Source organism: Armatimonas sp., assembly GCF_043757465.1.
Lineage (GTDB): Bacteria > Armatimonadota > Armatimonadia > Armatimonadales > Armatimonadaceae > Armatimonas.
Genome location: NZ_JAYVPL010000145.1, coordinates 48805 through 68198, shown reverse-complemented (window position 1 = coordinate 68198; position 19394 = coordinate 48805). Strand labels below are relative to the sequence as shown.

At 54.8% G+C, this 19394-nt stretch carries 7 protein-coding genes; 1 reads left to right on the top strand and 6 read right to left on the bottom strand.

Annotated features, from left to right (window positions below; all coding sequences use genetic code 11):
* The first annotated feature begins 65 nt into the window (after positions 1-65).
* Entirely contained in the window at positions 66-1073 is a 1008-nt protein-coding gene (locus ACH2ED_RS20175; RefSeq protein WP_395094527.1) for an RNA polymerase sigma factor RpoD/SigA, read from the top strand.
* A gap of 11 nt (positions 1074-1084) precedes the next feature.
* On the opposite strand, the gene ACH2ED_RS20170 is transcribed toward ACH2ED_RS20175, so the two are convergent.
* The 6 genes from ACH2ED_RS20170 to ACH2ED_RS20145 all read right to left on the bottom strand — a co-directional run bounded on the left by ACH2ED_RS20170 (position 1085) and on the right by ACH2ED_RS20145 (position 19109).
* Positions 1085-3136 (bottom strand): invasin domain 3-containing protein, encoded by a 2052-nt coding sequence (locus tag ACH2ED_RS20170; protein ID WP_395094526.1) that lies wholly within the window; start codon positions 3134-3136, stop codon positions 1085-1087.
* A 63-nt stretch (positions 3137-3199) separates the two neighbouring features.
* Complete coding sequence (locus tag ACH2ED_RS20165; protein WP_395094525.1) at positions 3200-3946, bottom strand: hypothetical protein; 747 nt, start codon at positions 3944-3946, stop codon at positions 3200-3202.
* Positions 3947-3989: 43 nt separating this feature from the next.
* Positions 3990-7007, bottom strand: coding sequence for a FlgD immunoglobulin-like domain containing protein (locus ACH2ED_RS20160; protein ID WP_395094524.1), 3018 nt, complete (start codon positions 7005-7007; stop codon positions 3990-3992).
* 220 nt (positions 7008-7227) lie between these two features.
* Positions 7228-10077 (bottom strand): S8 family serine peptidase, encoded by a 2850-nt coding sequence (locus ACH2ED_RS20155; RefSeq protein WP_395094523.1) that lies wholly within the window; start codon positions 10075-10077, stop codon positions 7228-7230.
* Positions 10078-10678: 601 nt separating this feature from the next.
* Positions 10679-12652, bottom strand: coding sequence for a hypothetical protein (locus tag ACH2ED_RS20150; protein ID WP_395094522.1), 1974 nt, complete (start codon positions 12650-12652; stop codon positions 10679-10681).
* A gap of 244 nt (positions 12653-12896) precedes the next feature.
* The gene (locus tag ACH2ED_RS20145) at positions 12897-19109 is read right to left on the bottom strand and encodes a carboxypeptidase regulatory-like domain-containing protein (RefSeq protein WP_395094521.1); all 6213 of its coding nucleotides are present in this window, start codon (positions 19107-19109) and stop codon (positions 12897-12899) included.
* Positions 19110-19394 lie beyond the last annotated feature (285 nt).

Sequence of the window (19394 nt, the reverse complement as noted above, 5' to 3'; positions counted from 1 at the left end):
GGGTGGCGGGACACGCCCCCTATTACCGCAGACGGAAGTTTAAGGCTAAGTCAAGAATGTCCAGGATGGGAACCCTCCCTCTCAAGGATCACCCGGTCTTCTCCACGATGACCCGTGGCCGTGCGACCTCTTCACCCGATCCGCATCGGGAGTTCTCGTCCCCCCTCAGCGGGGACGAAGACGATTTTTCAGCTCCCCCGCATTCTTTTGCGGGCGACCCTGAGGAAGAAAAGTCGAGTGCATCCGCCGACGAGGCTCGGGAGCACGAGCAGCAGCTACGGCGCTATCTAGGCCACCCGCGCTCGTCGCGGCTCCTGACGGCCCCGGAGGAAGTTTCTCTGGCACACCGCGTCGCCCGGGGGGATCAAAGCGCCAAAGACATCTTGATTGAGTCCAACCTGCGACTGGTGATCTCGGTGGCACGCCGCTACTCCGTTCCGGGTGTCGCTCTGGCGGATCTCATTCAGGAAGGCACGATCGGGCTGATCCGTGCGGTCGAGAAGTACGACCCCGACCGTGGCTTCCGCTTCTCGACCTACGCGACCTGGTGGATTCGCCGCTCCATCGCCCGCGCAGTTATCAATCAGGGGCGAACTATTCGAATCCCTGTCTATGTGGCGGACATGATCCATAAAATCTCCCGAACAACAGGCAGTCTCCGGCAGGAGCTTGCCCGAGAGCCTAGCCTGGAAGAGATCGCCGCCGCAGTTGCCATGCCCCCCGAGCGTGTGGACGAGATATTGAGGGCCGCTTCGGAACCCCTCTCTCTGGAAGCACCGATTGGGGATCGAGAGTCCTCACAGCTCGGCGACTTCCTGCAAGCACAGTCCACTCCCACTCCCTCCGATGTGGCGATGAATCTGATTCGTCGGGAGGAACTTGAAGGCGTCCTCTCGCAGCTCTCCGAGCGTGAGCGTGAGGTTCTGAGTATGCGCTTCGGCCTAGAAGGTGAAGCACCTTGCACACTAGAAGAAGTAGGACAGCAGCTACATGTCACCCGCGAGCGTGTCCGACAAATTGAGCTCCGTGCGATCAAGAAGCTACGTCGCCTTGGCCCCCAGGAAAAATTCTAGAAGCTAAAGTTTTAGAAACTCAGGCCCGTCAAGTCAAGCTGGAAGCGGCGCGCCGTCGTGGAGTAGTAGAGCGCCACTTCTCGCCCATTGACCATCCGAATCAGTGCGTATTCCAGATCAGTATAGCCCACGGACGAAAACTGCGTATCTGTCAGCCGCACGCGGGCATACCAAGGGCCTTTGAGCAGAGTTCGCGCTTCGGTGTAGAGCGTACTCTGGAACGCGTCCAAGCCCCGTGAGCCGCTCAAGGAGAGATTCCAGCGGTCGCCCTGGTTCAGGAATGTCGTGGCGCTTAGCCGCTGCCGCCCTTGCCGAATCACTATGGGCACTGTGGGCGTCGTTCCTGGAGCGGTTCCAGAAGGTATCCCAGCGGCAACAAAGAGGGGCGGTGTCTGAAAGTAATCGTAGCTCACTTGGAACGTCCCCAGAGGCAATGCACGCCAGCGCACCGGCTGTGCCACGGTTGTCGTTGTCTGAACAGAGACTCCCGATTTCCCAATCCCGCTGGTTCCAACGGGCGCTTCCACCCAGGTATAGCCAAGTACTCCAGACTGTGTCAGTGATGTGCGTGGATCGAGCTTAAGTGGGTTAGCATAGAAGCGCGTTCCCAAGTTCTGCGACTGAATTGCCCCACGAGCATTCTGCCCACCAAAAAACTGCTGGTCCGTATGTGCCGCTGTTAGTGCATAGTGCACCCCAGATTTAGGCCCCAGAAGCCTGGGATAGGACTCCGCCGTTGTTTGGACGCGCCAGTCGCCGCTCGCAGGAACTCCCAACCCCGTGGTTGTGTCGGTGAAGCCACGGTAACGATTTAGGGCAGCGCTCATATTGACCCGAAATGCGGGGAAGTTGTGTCCAATCTGGGTGGAACCAAATAGATTCTGTCCCCCGATCAAGTCCATGAAGAGGCTCGCATCGGTTTTTGTATCCAGCTTCTGATTATGCTGGAGTCTAAGTCCCCGGTTCGTACTGGCAAGGTTCAAGACCTGAAGCTGCCCCTCCATCGCCCCTGCACTGTTATAGGACTGCTCCATGTCGAGAGTCCAACCCTGCCGCTGGGAGTACACCGATGAGCCAAACGGAGCACCTCGCCTTAGAAAGAGAGTCCCCACTCCACGCGGCTGAACATTGAAGTAGTAGGGTAAGTTCAGCCACATACCACTGGCTCCCACGCCAACCAACTGCTCTCGATAAAGTGACTGTTGCCGTAGAGTCATAATGTGATACGGAGTCGAGTAGGCTTTCTGCCCCTCCAAATAAAAGGTTGCTTGGCGAAACTGAACCATCCCTTCCTGATTGAGAGCAATGGAGCGTGCAGCAATTACCAGAGGGGCGGCTCCAAGATCCATAAACTGCCAGGAGGCAGCTTCCGTGGGCGGCAATGCGATCTCCTGCAAACCGCGACCAAGCTCTATGCGCCCTGTTGCTGTCTCCGCGAATCCCGTTTGTTGTAGTAGGTCAAAGGCAATGCGATAGTACCGACGGCGCACTTTCCCAACTTCGAGGACAACGTTGCCCTCGGCGTAGACCACTGGCACACCCAAACGGTACTGAATATGATCAGCGGAGACGGTGACATCCCCGTAGCTAGCGCGCGCATCGTGGGTCTTGCCTAACACGTCAACAATGCGCAGCGCCGGGCTCAGCACCGCCAAGGAGACGTAGACACTCCCGGTAAACCGTAGCCACTGATTGGTCAGCTCTGTAGATTGTGTATCGTTGCTAAAAGCGACTTGGGCGCGTGCTGGAACGGCTCCACCGGCTTCCAAGTTCGCCGTAATGGTGGCAGTCCCTGGTTGATCGGCAGCGGTGAGCGTAACTCGCGCAAAACCACCACGCGTCTCAGCAACTTGGGTGTCTAGGCGTCCCAGTGTCGTCGAGAACTGCACCCGCGTTCCGTCAGCCACGGGGGCACCGCGGTCATCAAAGACCCGTGCAGCAATAACACTGGTGCTTCGTCCATCTGCACGTATCACGGGTTTCTCGGGCTTGAGATCTACCGCGATTAGTGGGAAAGTATTTGTAGCGGCGAGTACGAGAGTGAGGAGAGGTAGATAGTCCACGATTGGTTTAGAATAAAAAAACGCCCCGCCGCTTCAGATTTGCAGCGGGGCGTCCTAGATTTTTTAACGTGTGGAGAAGTAAAGAACTCCTAGCAACGCCCCAAAAATCGTCACAATGTTCTTATCGCTGGAGCGCTTCGTCCCTAGGGGCTTTACTTGTTGGTTCTTAATCACCAAAGCCGCAGCCTGGGGGAACAGAGCAGCACCTGCTTGCTGGCCACCTGTCTCTGCAGCACGCGCCATGGCAGAGCTTTCATGAAGTGCTTTAGGAACATCTGACGGAGCAATTCCCTGTTGAGGCTTCGCAAAGGTTCCCATCGCTTTACCATTTTGGGTGTTATAGCGCGAGACACTCAGGTTAAACTTGGCCGTCCGGCTAGCAGCATCAAAAGTATAACCATCTACAAAGACAGTGACATACTCAGATGCTCCCACAACTTCGGCGAAGCGCTGTGCTTTCCGATTATCGTCGCCCGGTCCATTTTCGACATCTTTCTCGGTGAGAATCTTATCGCTCTCATTAAGAGCACGTTGGACACTAGGGAGACGTTTGGTGTAGACCACCGCCGCGATCCCCAGCTTACCCAGCTGGTTACGAACGGCCTCGGTCACAATTTCTTCAGCAAGTTTTGTACTCTCAGACCGGTCACCATCAACGATGGCGGGGAAGAGCAGTACATTGCTCGGAGTTTGGGCATAGGCATGGCCCGGCATCAGGGTAAGTCCTGCAGTCAGCAGGAGTGCCCCCGAAGCGAGCGTGCGGCGCATTGTTATCGGGCTCATCATAGGTTTGCTCGAAAATCCTTCCATTTCACTGTCTCCCCAGTAGCTTACACCACTGGGGAATTCCATTTTATCGAACTGAGTTGACTGGTAGATCTCTCATCACACGATCACCGCTGTCACTTACAGCATTCACTTCTAACCGATACATGCCTGCGGGAACAGGTGCCCCACTCTGATTTCGCCCATTCCAGACCAGCCGGGTCTCCCCAGCAGTTGTGGCTCGTCCGGGGTTGATTACAGCAATCACTGCCCCAGTCTGAGTTTTCAGAGTTGCCGTTAACATCGCATCTTGAGTCAGTCGCACGGCGAAAGTATGACTTTGAATGCCACGCGCTCGTCCTTCGGCCACTTTTTTCAAACTCGTGATATTCAGAAGTTGACTCGTTTGCCGTTGAGCAGTTACGATGAATCGGCTGGTGACTCCCTTGCGAATGTTTACCCGCAGAGAAGACGTATTACGCAAGTTGGTGGTATGTCCCTGAGCATCCGTAATGCTCAAGCGAACCTGTTTGGGCACAACGCCCAGGCCTTCCCAGAGAAGAGTCGCGACTCCGTCCTGATCGGCTCCCTCAACCACAAGATCCCAGCTTGCCTTACCGCCCGGCGTCTTTAGAACCTGAGCGTAGCGGCTTGCAGCATCCCCCTTGGTGATCGCTAAGCGCACAGCATTATCAATAGGTGCCGGTGGCTTCGGATAGTCACTCTGTCCAGAAGACGCTCTTGGAGCAACCCCGATCCGAGTGGACGCATCCTGTTTACCATCCGCGCTACGAATCACGAGGCCCAGCTTCCAGCTATCAGTAGTCATCGTTTTCTGAGCACGAGTTGCGGGCTCAGGGATCGGGTTGACAGGATCAGGAAGAACGACGGCATCTCTCTGTGTGGGAGTGGCAAAGAGGACACTGACACGAGTATTCAGGTAGACCCAGTAGCCTTGCCATGGTTTCAAGGCAGCCGTCAGATCCTCGAAGAAACGATAACCGCTCTCAGAGGCACTGTAGTAAAACACTCCACCCCGAATCACGTTGTTTCGCACCGCTTCACTAAAGGAGATGGAGCTAAGCGACGGATTATTTTCCAGGGGCACAATTCGCAAGTAGTTGAGCGGAATCTCGTAGACATAAGGGTTTGAAATCATGTTCCAGCCCTTCTCCAAGATTATCTGCAACGGTATGGTCAGTGCATTGCCTGTCGGAGCCTGAAGTGCCTGCGGCTGTACTCCCCTAAGATAGAGTAATCGCTTCCCGCCGCTTCCTTGAGCAGGCCGATAGAAGTAGGCTACCCCTGGCTCAATCTTCGTTTCTTTAACGTAGCGGCCACCTCCCGTGGTTGACAGAGGATCAGGCACCCAACGGAAAAGCAGGACAGGCTCATCAATAGGCCGACTGAGCGAGTTAATGATCGTATCAGGATCACCATTATTGGACAGCAGCGGATCGAACTGGAACGGGAATCCCAGCATCTGGAACGATCCCGTCTTTAATTCAACCAAAGGTGTCGCAGGAATAACAATCGTACGCCCGATTGACCGGGAAAGCGGGTTTGGCCGCTCGACACCCATTGCTACCTGATAAGTAACAGGTCCGTAGACCTCACCCGTTGGTTCCACCAGCCAGGAGGCAGTCCCGGTCTGATCACCGACAAGCTCCCCAGGTCGAGTGGAGCCGGATCCCGTCGGTTGAACCAGCTTTCTTGAAGGATCGGTGAGACCAGTGGCAGGGTTCGTCACGAAACGTAAACCAGGAGGCAATGTCAAGCTGACAGAAACACCACTGAGTGGCACATCCGCATCAGGGAGACGCTGCTTCTGGCTAGTGACACTAGCAAAAATCTGGAACTGGTTATTTACTCCCGTAACCGCAGGGTTACCAGAAGCATTTGTGCCTTTAATAGGAGTTCCAATAAACTTAGAGGCTACTGATGCGAGGGTTGCAGAGGTGTTTCCCATAACTCCAGGAAGCACCGCGGCCCCCGGATAGTAGGGAAGCGCTGTGGGAGACTCAGTCGAAAGAATCAGGTCGTCCGCAACGAGGTCAGACGTGCCTCCGGGGCCAACATAGGTAATAACAACCCGCCGTCCCCCGGGAGGAACCACATAGCCTTGCGGAGTGTTGCCGTAATAAGCCGTTGTTGCAATTCCCGTCTCAAACGTGGGAACTCGAATTCCCTGGGCTTGCGGAAGCCAGGCACCACGCGGAGTCGCTGTCCCAGGTGCCATTTCAATGGCATCCGAGAGATAAACCGACAAAGGTAGTGTTGTATCCAAGCCACGGAAAATCTGTCGGTTATGGAATCCTGGATCGGTAAGCGTATCGGCTCTGCGTGCAAAAATGTCCAGTGTATCGGGGATCGGCGGAACAATCACTCCAGGTGAGGAAGGATCCGACCCAAGGACAAGGGGCCGGGGACTGACACCACGATCACTGTTCACAAAGTAGAAGCCTGCGGCAGGACGCTGATTGATTGTCCAACGCAGTCCCACAGTATGCGCTTGAACATCCGTATTGACAATCGTCCACTCAAACTTAGCAATGGAACCCTGGAGCCGAACCCGCTGTTCGAGATAGACGGTACCATTCGCCCCAAGATTGTAGCTACCGATAATGAGAGGGCGATCCGCATTACTTCCCGGCAGACCATCTGTCTGTCGAAAGGTCGGAGATAGGCGGTTTTGATTCGTATCAAACCCGACATTAACCTGCGTCGTTCCATCTACCAGTGCCCGAAGGTAAGCAGGGTAATCCTGATAGGTTCCCTCGGAGCCTCCCACTGTACTGGTAGTGCCCGCTCCCCAGCCATAAGGGAACTGAGAATCATCTGGCGGCCCCACGGAGGACAGCTTCGTGACTCCTCCAAGTAATGCCTGATTATCATCCTGACTTAAGCGGAGATTACCCTGTACGGTTCCAAAGGAAATCCGCCCTGCAACGTCACCCGTGGCGTGAGGAGGCTGTGGTGGTGCAAGAGCACCCGTCCAACCCACCGTCACCAGCATGTACTCATTGTAGATATAGGCATACCAGGGTGTTGTCGTAGAGGGGGGCCAGCCAAAGAGACTCCCCGAGGGCAAGTCTGCGATAGGCACAGGGGAGACTCCCCCCTTGGTATCCGCCCATGCAGCAGGAATGCTACAGGACAGAGCCGTGAACACACTCAAGGCGGCAACTGACAGCCGTGTGGCAGTCCTCAGGGAACGGTTTGCTATTTTCTGCTTCCGAACAGCGAAAATCGCCATCGAATAACCTCTCTTTGCTTCGTCAGCATCTCTGGGCTGTGCTAGTTTACTTGCACAGCCCGATTCATGTCTAGCGAACATTAATAATCGTCGCCTGTTGTGATGCAATCTGGCCGTCTGCCGTTTCGGCATAAACCTTAACTCGGTACGCTCCCGCAGGAATGTAACTGCCACTAGAGCTGCGACCATCCCAAGTCAGGGTTGATTCCCGACCTGCTTGAGCGCGTCCCTTAGTGCCCAATACAGCAACCGGACGCCCTGTCATGGTCTCAACAACCCCCTTGACATTAGCATCCAAGTTGGTAGTCAAGCCAAATGCCCAGCCCTTCGCTGCCCGTCCGCCTGACACAGCTCTCAGAGAACGCATCGTCAGCACACCGCCGCTAGGAAGCTTTTGCATCGAAATCGTAAAATTACGAGAGCTTCCGGGGGCACCAGACTTGAAAGTGTACGAGGACTGCGACGACATGGGGATCGTCGCACCTGTCACGGTGTCATGGAGAACAAACTTGGCGTTACGCGGTGCAGATTGCAACCCTGGCCAAGACACAGCAACCGTGGCATTGGGGCGTGTTGTCGTTACAACCGCTTTCCATTCCTGGCTATTGCCCTCAGTTCCTGTAAGCGGGCGCATATCAAACGCGAGCGAGCGGCTCGTTCCAGAATTAGTTTTGACAAACCGCGCATAAACATTGCCCGAACCAGAAGGTGGTTTGAGGATGTCAAAGCGGTCTTCGTTCTGATTTGCATCGCGTAGCTGACCAAAGTAGTTCTGGCCATCTCTATCACGATCACCCGCGATAGTGACTTCAAATCGCGCTCGCCACTCATCCGCGCCCTTGGCAGCTCCGGTCTGTGCACGTGAAGTTGGCGCACCCGGAACCGGGGGAATAAGTAGTGTGCAGTCATGGAAGACACGCACCCAGTAACCGTTAAAAGGCTCAAGCTGTCCCGCAGGTGCAACGGAGTAGACATAATCTCCATTGGCAAAACCGATCAAAGCGGGGGAGATAATTCCCGCCTTGGCCGCATCTGCCATGGAGTAGCTCACTCCCTCCACCATAACCGTCACCACACTCCAGTCTACCGGGTAGGTAAACGGTGCCCCGATCATGTTCCAGCCGCCGCCGGAGGCATAGGCCCGTATTCCAACAGAGTTTTCCGCAATGGGACTCACTCCAGGAATCTGAGTCGGGTAAGGGAGCAGTACGGTGCTAAGGGCCGCCTCACGGTCAAGATCAAGCCAGTAGCCTAAGCCAATAGGCGCGATAGACGCTCCAGGATTCGTCGTGTCGAAAACCGTGATACGCCGATCCAACTGATCAATCAGATCGAAGCGCGCTGCGTTCTTCAAGACGTAGGGATCATTTGAACGGAAACGAGCATAATCATCATCGCTCAAGCTACGCAACGGGTTGTAACGTGCAATCGCAAATGATGTTGTCTGCCCTAGCAGTGCTGCCTCAGGGGTCATATTAGGACTAGTAACTGGTCGAAGGAAGACGCCTGCCTTAAACGGTGTCGCAAACATACTGCGTCCTGCACTTAAGCGCTTCTCAACAATCGTGATGAACTGTACTTGCTCTTGGGTCGCGACAATCCCTGTTTTGTCGCGAAGGTTCACCTTCCCAACAATGCGGTACTGCCCCGGCGAAAGACTAATCGGCGAATAGGAACCATCGGCGTTGACTGCGGGAACTCGAATTCCCGAATAGACCGTTGCCTTAGATACATTTGCAGGTAGCACGGGAATCTCGAAACGGTTAGGTTGCCCTGTAACTCCACGCCCGCCCACAAAAGACTTCACGATGCTCGGGGTACGTCCGATCGTTTGAACTTCAACCGTCAAATCTTGTTCAAGCGACCAACGTCCCGTAATGGTGCTGGGAGGACCACTCGCATAGATTTTCCCAACCCCAGAAAGAGAAATGCTGATGGGAGTGGCGCTAAAGTAGGAGTTGCCACGATCACTCGGCCCCTCTAAAGTCATCCGAGGTTCTGGATTGGAAAACGGCAACAAAGAGGAATAGACATCAAGAACTCCAGGCCCATACCGAGCTACGCTAGGAGCATCTCCGGGCGGCTGTGCACCGTCTGCTAGAGCCTTATAGATCTCATTTGCCGGAACACCAGCCGCGACCAGGAGAACCGCAGCGCCCGCAACATGCGGACAAGCCATAGAGGTTCCATTTGCGGGGTAATAACCACCGGGAGTAGGAAAGTCTATTGATCCTGCGACAGGCCCCGTTGACCAGACGGCCCCCGCACCAGCAGCGGAAAAATCATCACCGCCCGGTGCCGCAATTTTTTGAGGATTGCCCCCGAAGTTCGAAAAACTGCTTAAAGTTTTCGTCGGCCCTACCGCAGTAACTTTAATGACACCAGGTATATCAGCGGGCCAAAATTTAGTATTTGGATTGTCATTGTCTGACGAGTTGTTTCCAGCAGCGACAACAACCACAACCCCTGCCGCAATCGCAGCATTGACAGCATCTACCTCAACTTGGGCTGCCGACGGCCCTTGAAAGCCAAGGCTCATGTTGATAACACGAGCGCCTTGCGATACTGAGTAGCCAATACCCGAAGCAACCGTTGATGACGCCGCCCCTCCTGTGTCAAAGACTTTGGCATTGATGAACTTAACAATAAGCCCATTACGCTCTAGGCCAGCAACACCGGTCACACCGATTGTATTATTGGTACTCGCTCCTACTGTTCCCGCAACATGGGTTCCATGCCCAATCGAGTCCGTCCCAGGAGCATTCGCTCCTGAGAAGTCTTGTTGAGCAACAATCCGTGATCCACCGCTGGAATCCTTAAGGTCAGGGTGTTGTGGATCTATTCCCGAATCAATAATAGACACGAGGACAGGAGTACCATTGCCAATCTGGATATCCCAGGCTTCCGGCATGCGGATCATAGTACTGCCCCACTGACGACCAAAGAGAGCATCGTTAGGGGTAAATTGTGTCCCTGGGCCCGCTTGAGCTCGGCTGGAAGCAGCTTTACTTCCAGTCTTCTTTTGCCCTTGGGAAAAACCGGTCGGGTACTGTATCCAGTCAGGGCTAGCCACAATCCCTTGACGCTGCAAGGTTTCAATTGCAGCGAGGAGATCCGTTTTTGGCGCTTCGGGGCCCGCAAGCGGATTTCTCCCCTTAAGGCCAAAACGATAGTATCCAGGACAGTAGGCAACAGGCCCAAGGACCGTAGCATCTATAGTGGCAGCGAGTGCATCTGGATTTACATTGCCAGAAACCCGAACCACAATCTCTCCGGACTTTGCCAATTGCGTCGCTGCTTGCGCAACGGATCCCGGGACACTCAGGAGTGCCCCCGTTGCTAACAGGCCGCTTAAAATGGCTCGAAGTTTTATTTGCCTCATCGTTGTTCTCAGGATTGCACAGAACTCTAACTAGTTTACTAGCCTTGATTCCCGCATAGATTCCGAACGTTTTCTCTACGTTGGATTGTCGTCATCGGAGGGACAACCTTAGCGGCTATCCCTCCGTAGTGTATGTCCGCTACGGTGCCGCCGGCGGAACACCGATCTTAGAGAAGGATCTCAGATCTTGTGAGTAGATGTAATCATCTCCGTTAACCGTGTCACGCCCCTGAGGCCCTGGAGTATCCAGAGAGTTTCGTGCACCGACACGGAAGTAGATCTTACTACCAGCCTTTAGATCCTTGAAGTCCGTGCTCAAGTCATAGGCTTCCGTTCGAGTATCTGCTCCCAGCGTAAAGTTGGCAAAGAAGGGTGCCTTCTGAATCTTACGCTTGAAGTCCGGTGTTGAAGAGAACTCCACACCGTACTGGTTCGCGCCCTGAGTCGTCTGGAACGACACAATGACACGCTGCATATTTTGATCTGAGACAGGGCCTGTTACTTGGGGACGCGACAGTGGAGTCACTGCACCGCTCCGAGCCTCAAGAGCTGATTCACGATAGAGAGTTGTCCCTGCTGTAGCAGTTGCCCCACCACCGCCGATGCCGCCACCGCCGCCGCCGATGCCACCACCGCCGATACCACCGCCGCCGATGCCACCGCCGCCACCGCCGATACCACCGCCGCCACCGATACCGCCACCGCCGCCACCACCCGTGTTAACGGTACTGGAGAGGTCAGGGGCTTGAACTGCGCGGAAAACAACGCTGACACGGTAGTGATGAGTCACTCCGACAGCCATAGGCACGACCGTCCCGTTTTGGGTCCGAAGACTCGTACCAAAACCAAGCCCAGCGTTTGCAGTCGTCCCCCCAGCCGTGGTACCACCAGCGGTTGTCGTACCACCAGCGGTTGTTGTGCCACCAGCGGTTGTCGTACCACCAGCGGTTGTCGTTAAGTTCTGGCTTTGTCCATAGTCAACGACCTGGTAAGGCTGAGTACCCTGCCGTGTAGGATTATCCACAAACCAAGCTTGTGTGCGACTTGTCACGCCGATCAGATCGTCATCGCGCCAGACATGGTACTCAATGATGTTATTGTTCGGAATGTCTTGCGCTGGCTGCCAGCGAACTTCAACGCGAGCAGCAGACGGATCAAGCGCCGCGGAAACAGTGCCGTCTGCATAGGCACGGGCGACGACCCCAACCACACCAGCGCCCTGATTGCTATTGCGGCTACTGAACAGGAACCCGACCAGCAGAAGCGCACCAACGACACCAATGACCGTGCCGAGGGCACTTTTCTGGTTTTTCTGGTTTGGCTTATAGTTATTGAGATTAGGCACTGGCAAGATTTTAATCCCACCATCCGCGGTTTGAATCACTCCAGGAATTTTCACAATCGCACGGGCGTGATCCTGTGGCTGAATTCCTTTGCTAGCCTCGACCACGCTTGCGATCGCAGTTGTGGATTGAGTCGAAACAATTTTGATCTTGCCAACAAGCTCCCGACCACGCAAAACGATCATTTCCATATCGTTTTTCAGCCCATCACGACTACCCCTGTTGAGATAGATTTGTGAATCACTGGTATTCAGCACCGTTGCCGCGGCCAGCGTGAAGGAGCTCATCGCTTTAACAGCGAGAAATGCAGCATTTGAGATCGCTTGACCAATCTGCACTTGACGATCTGGCTCAATACCAGCAGGCGGCACAGGAGAGATTCCTGTTTGAACTGCCCCATTAATGAATTCCCCTGAGACAACATCAGTTAAGCGCACACTGAGTGTCACTTTGACCTGGTTGTCTACCGTCGCCAACGCAACGATGTCCCCAGAAAGAATAGAGTCCACACCAAGAGATCGTCCCAGACGCTGAATCCCAATATTATTAAAGGGAGCACTCAACCCCTGTTTCTGAATCTCTTGATTGAGGACGGTACGTGGCGTGATTTCATACCGACTGGTATTTGTCATCTCCGTTGCCACAGCATCCGTCGCACTACGGCCATCAATCTGAGTTGCCCCAACTCCTGGTAATACCCCAAAGTCGAGCGCAGCCACCGAAGGGATTCGAGTGGTTTGCGCTTTCACTTGCTTCGGCATCGCCAGCATGAGTACAGGCAACAGAAGCGCCGTTACTAGCGACCAGCTAATACGTCGCCCAAAGCTCCCAAGCACCAAATTTCTCAACGCGTTTTTCCTCCGTCCATTGTCGTAGCAAGCCTTCCCGTTATTGAGCAGTCTTGCCGCTCGATCATGGTTCGCATTGTACCCCGCATGTATTGTTACTATTTTTCTACACAGTAGCCACAGATTCCTCCCCAGAATCTGGGGAGGAATCTGTAAGCTTTTAAAACTAGCGCACTCGCACGAGCGGCAGTGATTGCCGCACCGTTGCTCCTGCACTGTTTCTCGCCGTCAGGACGATCATGTAGGCTCCCGCAGGTGCGGCGCCCCCGCCGTTGTTCAGACCATTCCAAATAAGGTCTGTTTCGACTCCCGCCTCAGCACGAGTCCTTTGGGTGCTGACCACCCGCCCACCGAATGTCGTCACTTGCAGCTCGACATCGGACTGATCCGTTGCCGTGAAGCTAATTCGGTAGTTGTCGCCGGAAACACCGCGGCTATTTCCCTTGACACGAACATTGGCAAGCGCCAGTACACGTGTTTTCTGCGGTGCGACTTCAATACGGAACCGATGTGTGGCCTTGCCCGTTGCTTGGAACCGGTAAGCGGAAGCGGAACGTATCGCCATCTTCTTACCTGTCTCCAAGTCTGTCACAGTGGGCTCAATCCCCTTAGGCAGTCGCATGGCGTTTGGCCAAAAGACTGTCACGGTACCGGCCCGGCTTGTGCTGACTGTAAAGTCCCAGCTCTTGGTTCCCGGAGTGGCTGCTTGGATAACATCCGCGAAGCCCGCCGAGCGCCCTTGCTTATCCGTTCCCTGAATCTGCACGTAGACCTGGTCTACGCCCGTCATCATCGGTGGCTTTTGGGTGTCCTCGGTATCGAATCCGTCCTTTGCCGTTGGAGATACCCCTACGGAGTTGTCTGTGTCGGACAGACCACCTTCCTGGCTCACAGACAATTGAATCTTGTATTTCAACGGGCCTGTGCTCTCGATGCGGCGATACTGGATCGCTTCTGTTTGAGCGCGTGTCAGTGGCTTGCTGGCCACTTTCACGCCCCGGGAGACAGGGTAGCTGAGAATCAACTTCAGGGTCTGATTAGTCTGGTTTTGGAACCAGTAACCGAACCAGGGCTTAATAAGACTCGACTGATAGTAGGTAGATCCATTGTTAGATCCCGAGTAACCGAACAGAACACCACGTACTTTTCCCTGACGGACAGCATCCGTCATGCTTAGTACAGGCCCACCTTCCTCTTGGATCTGACCGTGAGTATAGAGATCCAAATCTGGTGCGGGTGTATTGGGGCTGGTCGGATTCACGAACGGATGCCCGACCAGGTTCCAACCCGGTGCCAGAGAGAGTGTGAAGGTACTACCTGGCTGTGCCGCACCAACCTGGGTGACAGAAACGGGTGCTCCAAAGCGGGTGAAGTATCCCTTACCTACCTGAAGCGCTATTTCCGGTCCGATGTTGTATTCCGTCCCCGTCCAATCAGCGACATTGAAGATGTTGAAGATCGCACGATCATTTGCCGTGTTAGGTGTTCCGTCCCCATCGTTGTCTCCCGAGGGGAGCAGACCAAATATTCCACGAGTGGTGATCGTTGTGTAGTCGTAGCGACCCGGTATCGAGATGAGTTGGATCCCATCGCTGTATACCTTGGCAGGCTGCATACGGAAGTTATAGGATTTCCGCTCCGTTGCCGATGTCACGAAGAGTCGTGGCAGGGGCGTGGGATCTGTGGTCAAGCCTACTTTGTCACCAACAACCTCGTACTCACCCGGGGGAAGAGCCGTCTTGAAGTTGGAGGTGTATCCCGTCGCATCACTACTTGACGTAGCAGTTGTGGTTACCGTCGCGGCAGGAGTTGAGCTGACGATTCCGTTCTGAACAATGTAGAACCGAATTGTCACACCAGCCTCAAGTGCATCTCCTGTTACCTTTTTGACAGTTCCTGAGACGGAACCATCCGGCAACGGGGTCAAGCGGAAGACAGGCAGAGTGAGCACTCCTGTCCCTCCTACAACAACACCATTCTGCGCCACCGTATTGAAGCCCAGAGCAGAGGCAGTAATTGTGTAGCTGGCAGCGGGCAGCTTGTCCGACTTGTCCGCAATATTAATGAGAGTGTAGTTCCCATTAACATCGGAGGTTGCCGAACCAAGTGTTGCCCCCGTCCCCTCATCCACTGCCGTTATAAAGGCATTCGGAATGGGGTTGTTAGTGATTGCATTTAGTACCTGCCCAACGACTTTCTGGGACTGTCCACCCAGAAGGAAGTCAATCTGTGATACTTGATCCTCGATCACAATCAGACGCCATCTTTCAGGCTCTGTTGGGGTCGGACGATTCTGAATCAGTGTTCCCGCTCCCAGCAAGACACCCGCCTGGGTTGGCTTACCGACAACGATAGAAGTAAGTTCGGAACGTAGCTTAGGATTCGGAACGGTCTTAAGCGTCCCATCCGGATTGTACTGGGGACGTCCGTTGGAGTCCAATTGAGGATTGGTTGCCGCATTGACGAACAGCTCGTAGCCATCGTCCCAGACCAGAAGGTCAGGAACCTGGTACGCACCGGGCCGTCGGCCATCGGTACCATCCGATGAAATTGCAGTTGCAATATTCATCGTGCCATCCGCATTGATGCGGCGGGCTTGAATCTCGACGCCACCGATCCCCGTTTTCCCATCAAGAGCGAAGACGCCCCCCTCAGGGTCTGGAGCAGGGGGAACCGGATTGGGCTTCACGATATTCGTGAGCTTGCCCGGGTTAGCCCGCTTTAGCTTGAGCGAAGTCTTGGTATCATTCGCAGCTTGTACAAAGTATCCAATACTGTGTTGAGTATAAAACCCTTGCTTGTAGCCTGAGATAGTATATCCACCCACGGGTAACCCCTGGATAATGAAGTCACCGCTACCGTTTGTCAGAGCAGTCCCCACGGCAGTATTAGTGCCTTGGGTTGCCCGAATTAACGCATCGGCTACAGGGGAACCGTTGTCATCAATCACACGTCCCGACATCGTACCCGTACGGTTGGCCAACAGGAAGTTGGTCATAATCTCGGCACGACGTGCGCGGTTAAAGATAAGCGGAATTGTGCCACCAGCCGGAGTTTGGAGATACCAGTCAGAGCCCAAGCTCTCAAAACCGAAGGCGGCGTAGTAGACACGCCCTCCATTATTTGCGGTACTGGAAATTAGCGCTCCGTTACCATTACCATAGTTATACTCAGCAACGGCTCCTCCGATTGGCAGGATTGAGTCAACGTAGGCTAGATCCGCATCACTCGTCCGTCCGGCATCTCCTGACCCTGTGCCGAAAGTTAGAAAAGCACTAATAGGAGCGGAGCGGGGTGGAGAGTAGTTCCAGCTTGTGCCATCAAACGTCCCGTACAAGTTCTGATTCGGGGTTGAGGCATCCGTATTCAGTGGTGTGGTTCCCACAGCGTTGATTACGATGGAACCGTTTCCGCCCCTATCAGCGACGTACTGAGCCTTAAGAGTTCCGTTGTAGAAGGCGTTGCTCTGACCATTTCCTGCCAGGGCAAAGCCGACATCCGAACCCGAGACGAAGAGTGCACCTCCGTTATTGACAAAGGCCGTCAATCGCTCCTGGGTCTTCAGGTCTGCAAGGCTACCAGAACCAACAAAGATATTGCCGATAAAGGGAGCAGCCCAGACAATCAGACGCTTCTTTACACGAATGGTACGCTCTGCCTTCTCTCCAACCACAACATCGGCAGGGGCCGGTGCAGCGTAGGGCAGATAAGCATCCATGAGCTCCTGGGGTACTGGCCCTCGGCAGAGCGTGCGCCAGATCGTGTAGCGCCCCGTGTTGGGGAGCGCATAGGTTACGCCATTCGTTTCAAGTACAGGAGTGAACGCGATTTGCGGATCCACATACGACGCGACTCCAAGGGGATGGATCATGCCAGGATTGACCGCAGCACCGCGCGCGTTCCGTCCACCAAACCGCCCCGTGAGCTGGAGCGGCCCTTGTGTAGACCACGGACGAATATCCGTTGTTCCGGGAGCAGGTACTGCAGTTGGGTTCACTTCCGACGGGTAGCGGGTCATCACCGGGTCGGTATAGTACGACTCCGCGCCGAACGACAGAGGCTGATCGTTGCTGGGTGCTCCTGCAACTTGCCCAGGTCGGGCGATGAAGAACTTCTGTCCCAGCATGTTGTCGGAGACAAAGAGAGAGTCAACATCGGGTGCATTGGGCACAATTGCCGTGGAGAATCCCCAGACGTTGTCGTAGATAATCCAGTTCAGTGAGCCAGGACCGTAAGGGTTAGTGGCGTTGTCATAGCTGATAACATCAATAATCCAGTCCGATGCTTCCGCAGGCAGTTTCCACTTCGCACCGTAGAGCACGCCACCACGGCCATCCGCGGGTTTGATGGGCTCTCCGGTGGCTTCATCAACGATTGGCTGAAGACGAAGCCAAGTGTTGGGCCGTCCCCCTGTGCCATCCATAGGCGGATTGTTCGCACCAGAGAACGCCGTTCGATCATTAACACTGGGAGTATAGATCGGCCCACCGCTGTTGCGGTGATTGAAGTACGAGGTACCGTCAAGACCTACGACCTGTGCTTCGTACTCAATCCCCACCCGATTGCTGCCGTCCGCAGACATCCAGGGCAGAGTCTGGGGCGGGCTACCCTCCCAGAGAACATAGTGGGTACCAAAGTAGTCTTTGTGCTCAACTCCCAAGCCGCCTTGTGCCAATGATTGGTACTTGGAGTTCGGGTTCTTAAACTGAAGGTAAACGGACCGAACACCAGACTCACGGTCGTCCACACGCACTGCGAAGAAGGCATCTTGTCCAGGGAACAGCGGGTTGACACTGGAGCGACTTCGCGAAGAGATATTGGCATCGAACGGCTGTAGGCGCGTATCGCCCGGATTAACCGGGTTAATGTGCACAACGTCGCCCGTGCTGGTGCTGGTATCGTAGCGAATCAGCGTAGGTGCGCTAACATCCACGACACTTGCCAGACAGATATCGTTGTAGTTCGACGGGGTGGGTGCACTGGGTAGGCGGAACCCTTCACCAAAGTTTCCTGCCTGTAGGCTCCCGACACGGTTGGACTGGAAGGCGACGCGAGTAGCGTTAATGAACGGGGACCATGTGGGGTACTGATCATTAAAGATGTAGCCCGGATCCGACGTATCAATCTGTTTTGCGGACTGTGCTCCCGCTGTAGGAGCCCCTTCCACAAGGAGCGCCGCAGTTGACGTGGCGGTCGTCGTGGCGCGCACGGCATAGATATCGTGCGTGTTGGTTCCCGCAGTGTAAGCAGTAGGTGCCCCTGCAACATCAGGCTGCCGCGTTGAAGCGAAAGCGATGAAGTACTGGTTTCCTGTGGTGTTGGTGAACAGGTTGTTCCGTGATGCCGAGAACGAGGGCTGTATATCATCCGAGTCAGGTGCGCCAACGTAGCGGTTGGAGAACTGCACCACCGCTCCCGTTGCCAAGCTCAGGACAAAGATATTACGTCGCCCCGTGGGGTTGATCGCGGTTGCCCGTGCCGGGTCACCATCGGTGGTGTCCGTCTTTGGCAACGTCCCGCCAACGTAGGTATTACCCGCAGCTGACGAAGCGGCTGTCGAGTCAAAAGCCACGTACTTCCCATCAGGGGACGCAGCGGGATTGCGCTCGTCGGCGGTCGTATCCGTTACCTGAGTGAAACGACGTGAGACAACATTGACCGTGTAGAGATGGTAGAGCGTGTCGCCTTCCAGTCGGCCAGAAAACATCAGCTCCGTCGTCCCTACCCAGCAAGGCCGTCCCACATTGAGAAACTTCTTGCCACGGAAGGTCTGAGGATCTCCCGTAAGGTTTAGCAGGTTACTGCTTCCCCCCGGCCCTGTATCAATCGTGTTACCCGGCCCAGGCGTCACCGCCATATAGAGATGCCATACCTTTAAGGGATCCGTGAGGATCCGATTATCAGTTGACTTCGCGAACGCCAAGCGGTTCCCCGAGCGATCGGGAGTGGGCCACCAGTGATCAGCACCAGGTTCATTGGTCAGCGCAACACTTATCCCTGCTCCGTTTTGCTGGGGGTTATTTACCACACTGGAAGAGATACGGTGCAACTGATAGTGGCTTGATGTTGCTGTCCCAGAATTTTTGGCAAAATAGATCGTTTGTTCATCGTCAACCCAGTGAGGAGTAATCTCATCGGTTGTCTCCGAGAACGTCGCATCCACCACTTTTTCCTGGACATTGGCACCATTAGGGCCACCAATCTGAACACGTGTGGGGTTCTTTGTTCCCTGTTTATCGAGTGCGCTGGAACCCAGCTCGCGAGCCGTTACGCTTGGCGCGAGAAACCGAGTGTCACCAACGCCCGCAAATGAACGTAAGGGAACCGTATATTTACCCAGGCTCGGCGTCTGCCGGTCCCTGCGTTGCGCGTTTGCCACGGCTGTAATTCCGACCAGCGCGGTCATAAAAACAGCAAGTGCGGCATATCGCCGTGATGTAGGCACGAACTTCAAAGTGGGGTCAACCTCCTCGATTCAGCCCGTTCCGTGGCTCCTAAAAGAGTGAACCACGGCAGACAGCATCCGGGTAAACACAAAACATCAGCATGACCATTGCCGTGTTTTGCCAGAACAGAGCGTGAGTCTACCCGAACTCCCGCTCTAGCAACGTCACCTGCGGTCTGCGTGTCCCGTATCCTTAATTGGATCGTAAGAGACCTGGAA

Bases quoted from the DNA above. Each gene is read 5' to 3' on its own strand.
- ACH2ED_RS20175 (WP_395094527.1), top strand. From the start codon at position 66: ATGGGAACCCTCCCTCTCAAGGATCACCCGGTCTTCTCCACGATGACC.
- ACH2ED_RS20150 (WP_395094522.1), bottom strand. From the start codon at position 12,652: ATGCTGGCGATGCCGAAGCAAGTGAAAGCGCAAACCACTCGAATCCCT.
- ACH2ED_RS20165 (WP_395094525.1), bottom strand. From the start codon at position 3,946: ATGGAAGGATTTTCGAGCAAACCTATGATGAGCCCGATAACAATGCGC.
- ACH2ED_RS20155 (WP_395094523.1), bottom strand. From the start codon at position 10,077: ATGATCCGCATGCCGGAAGCCTGGGATATCCAGATTGGCAATGGTACT.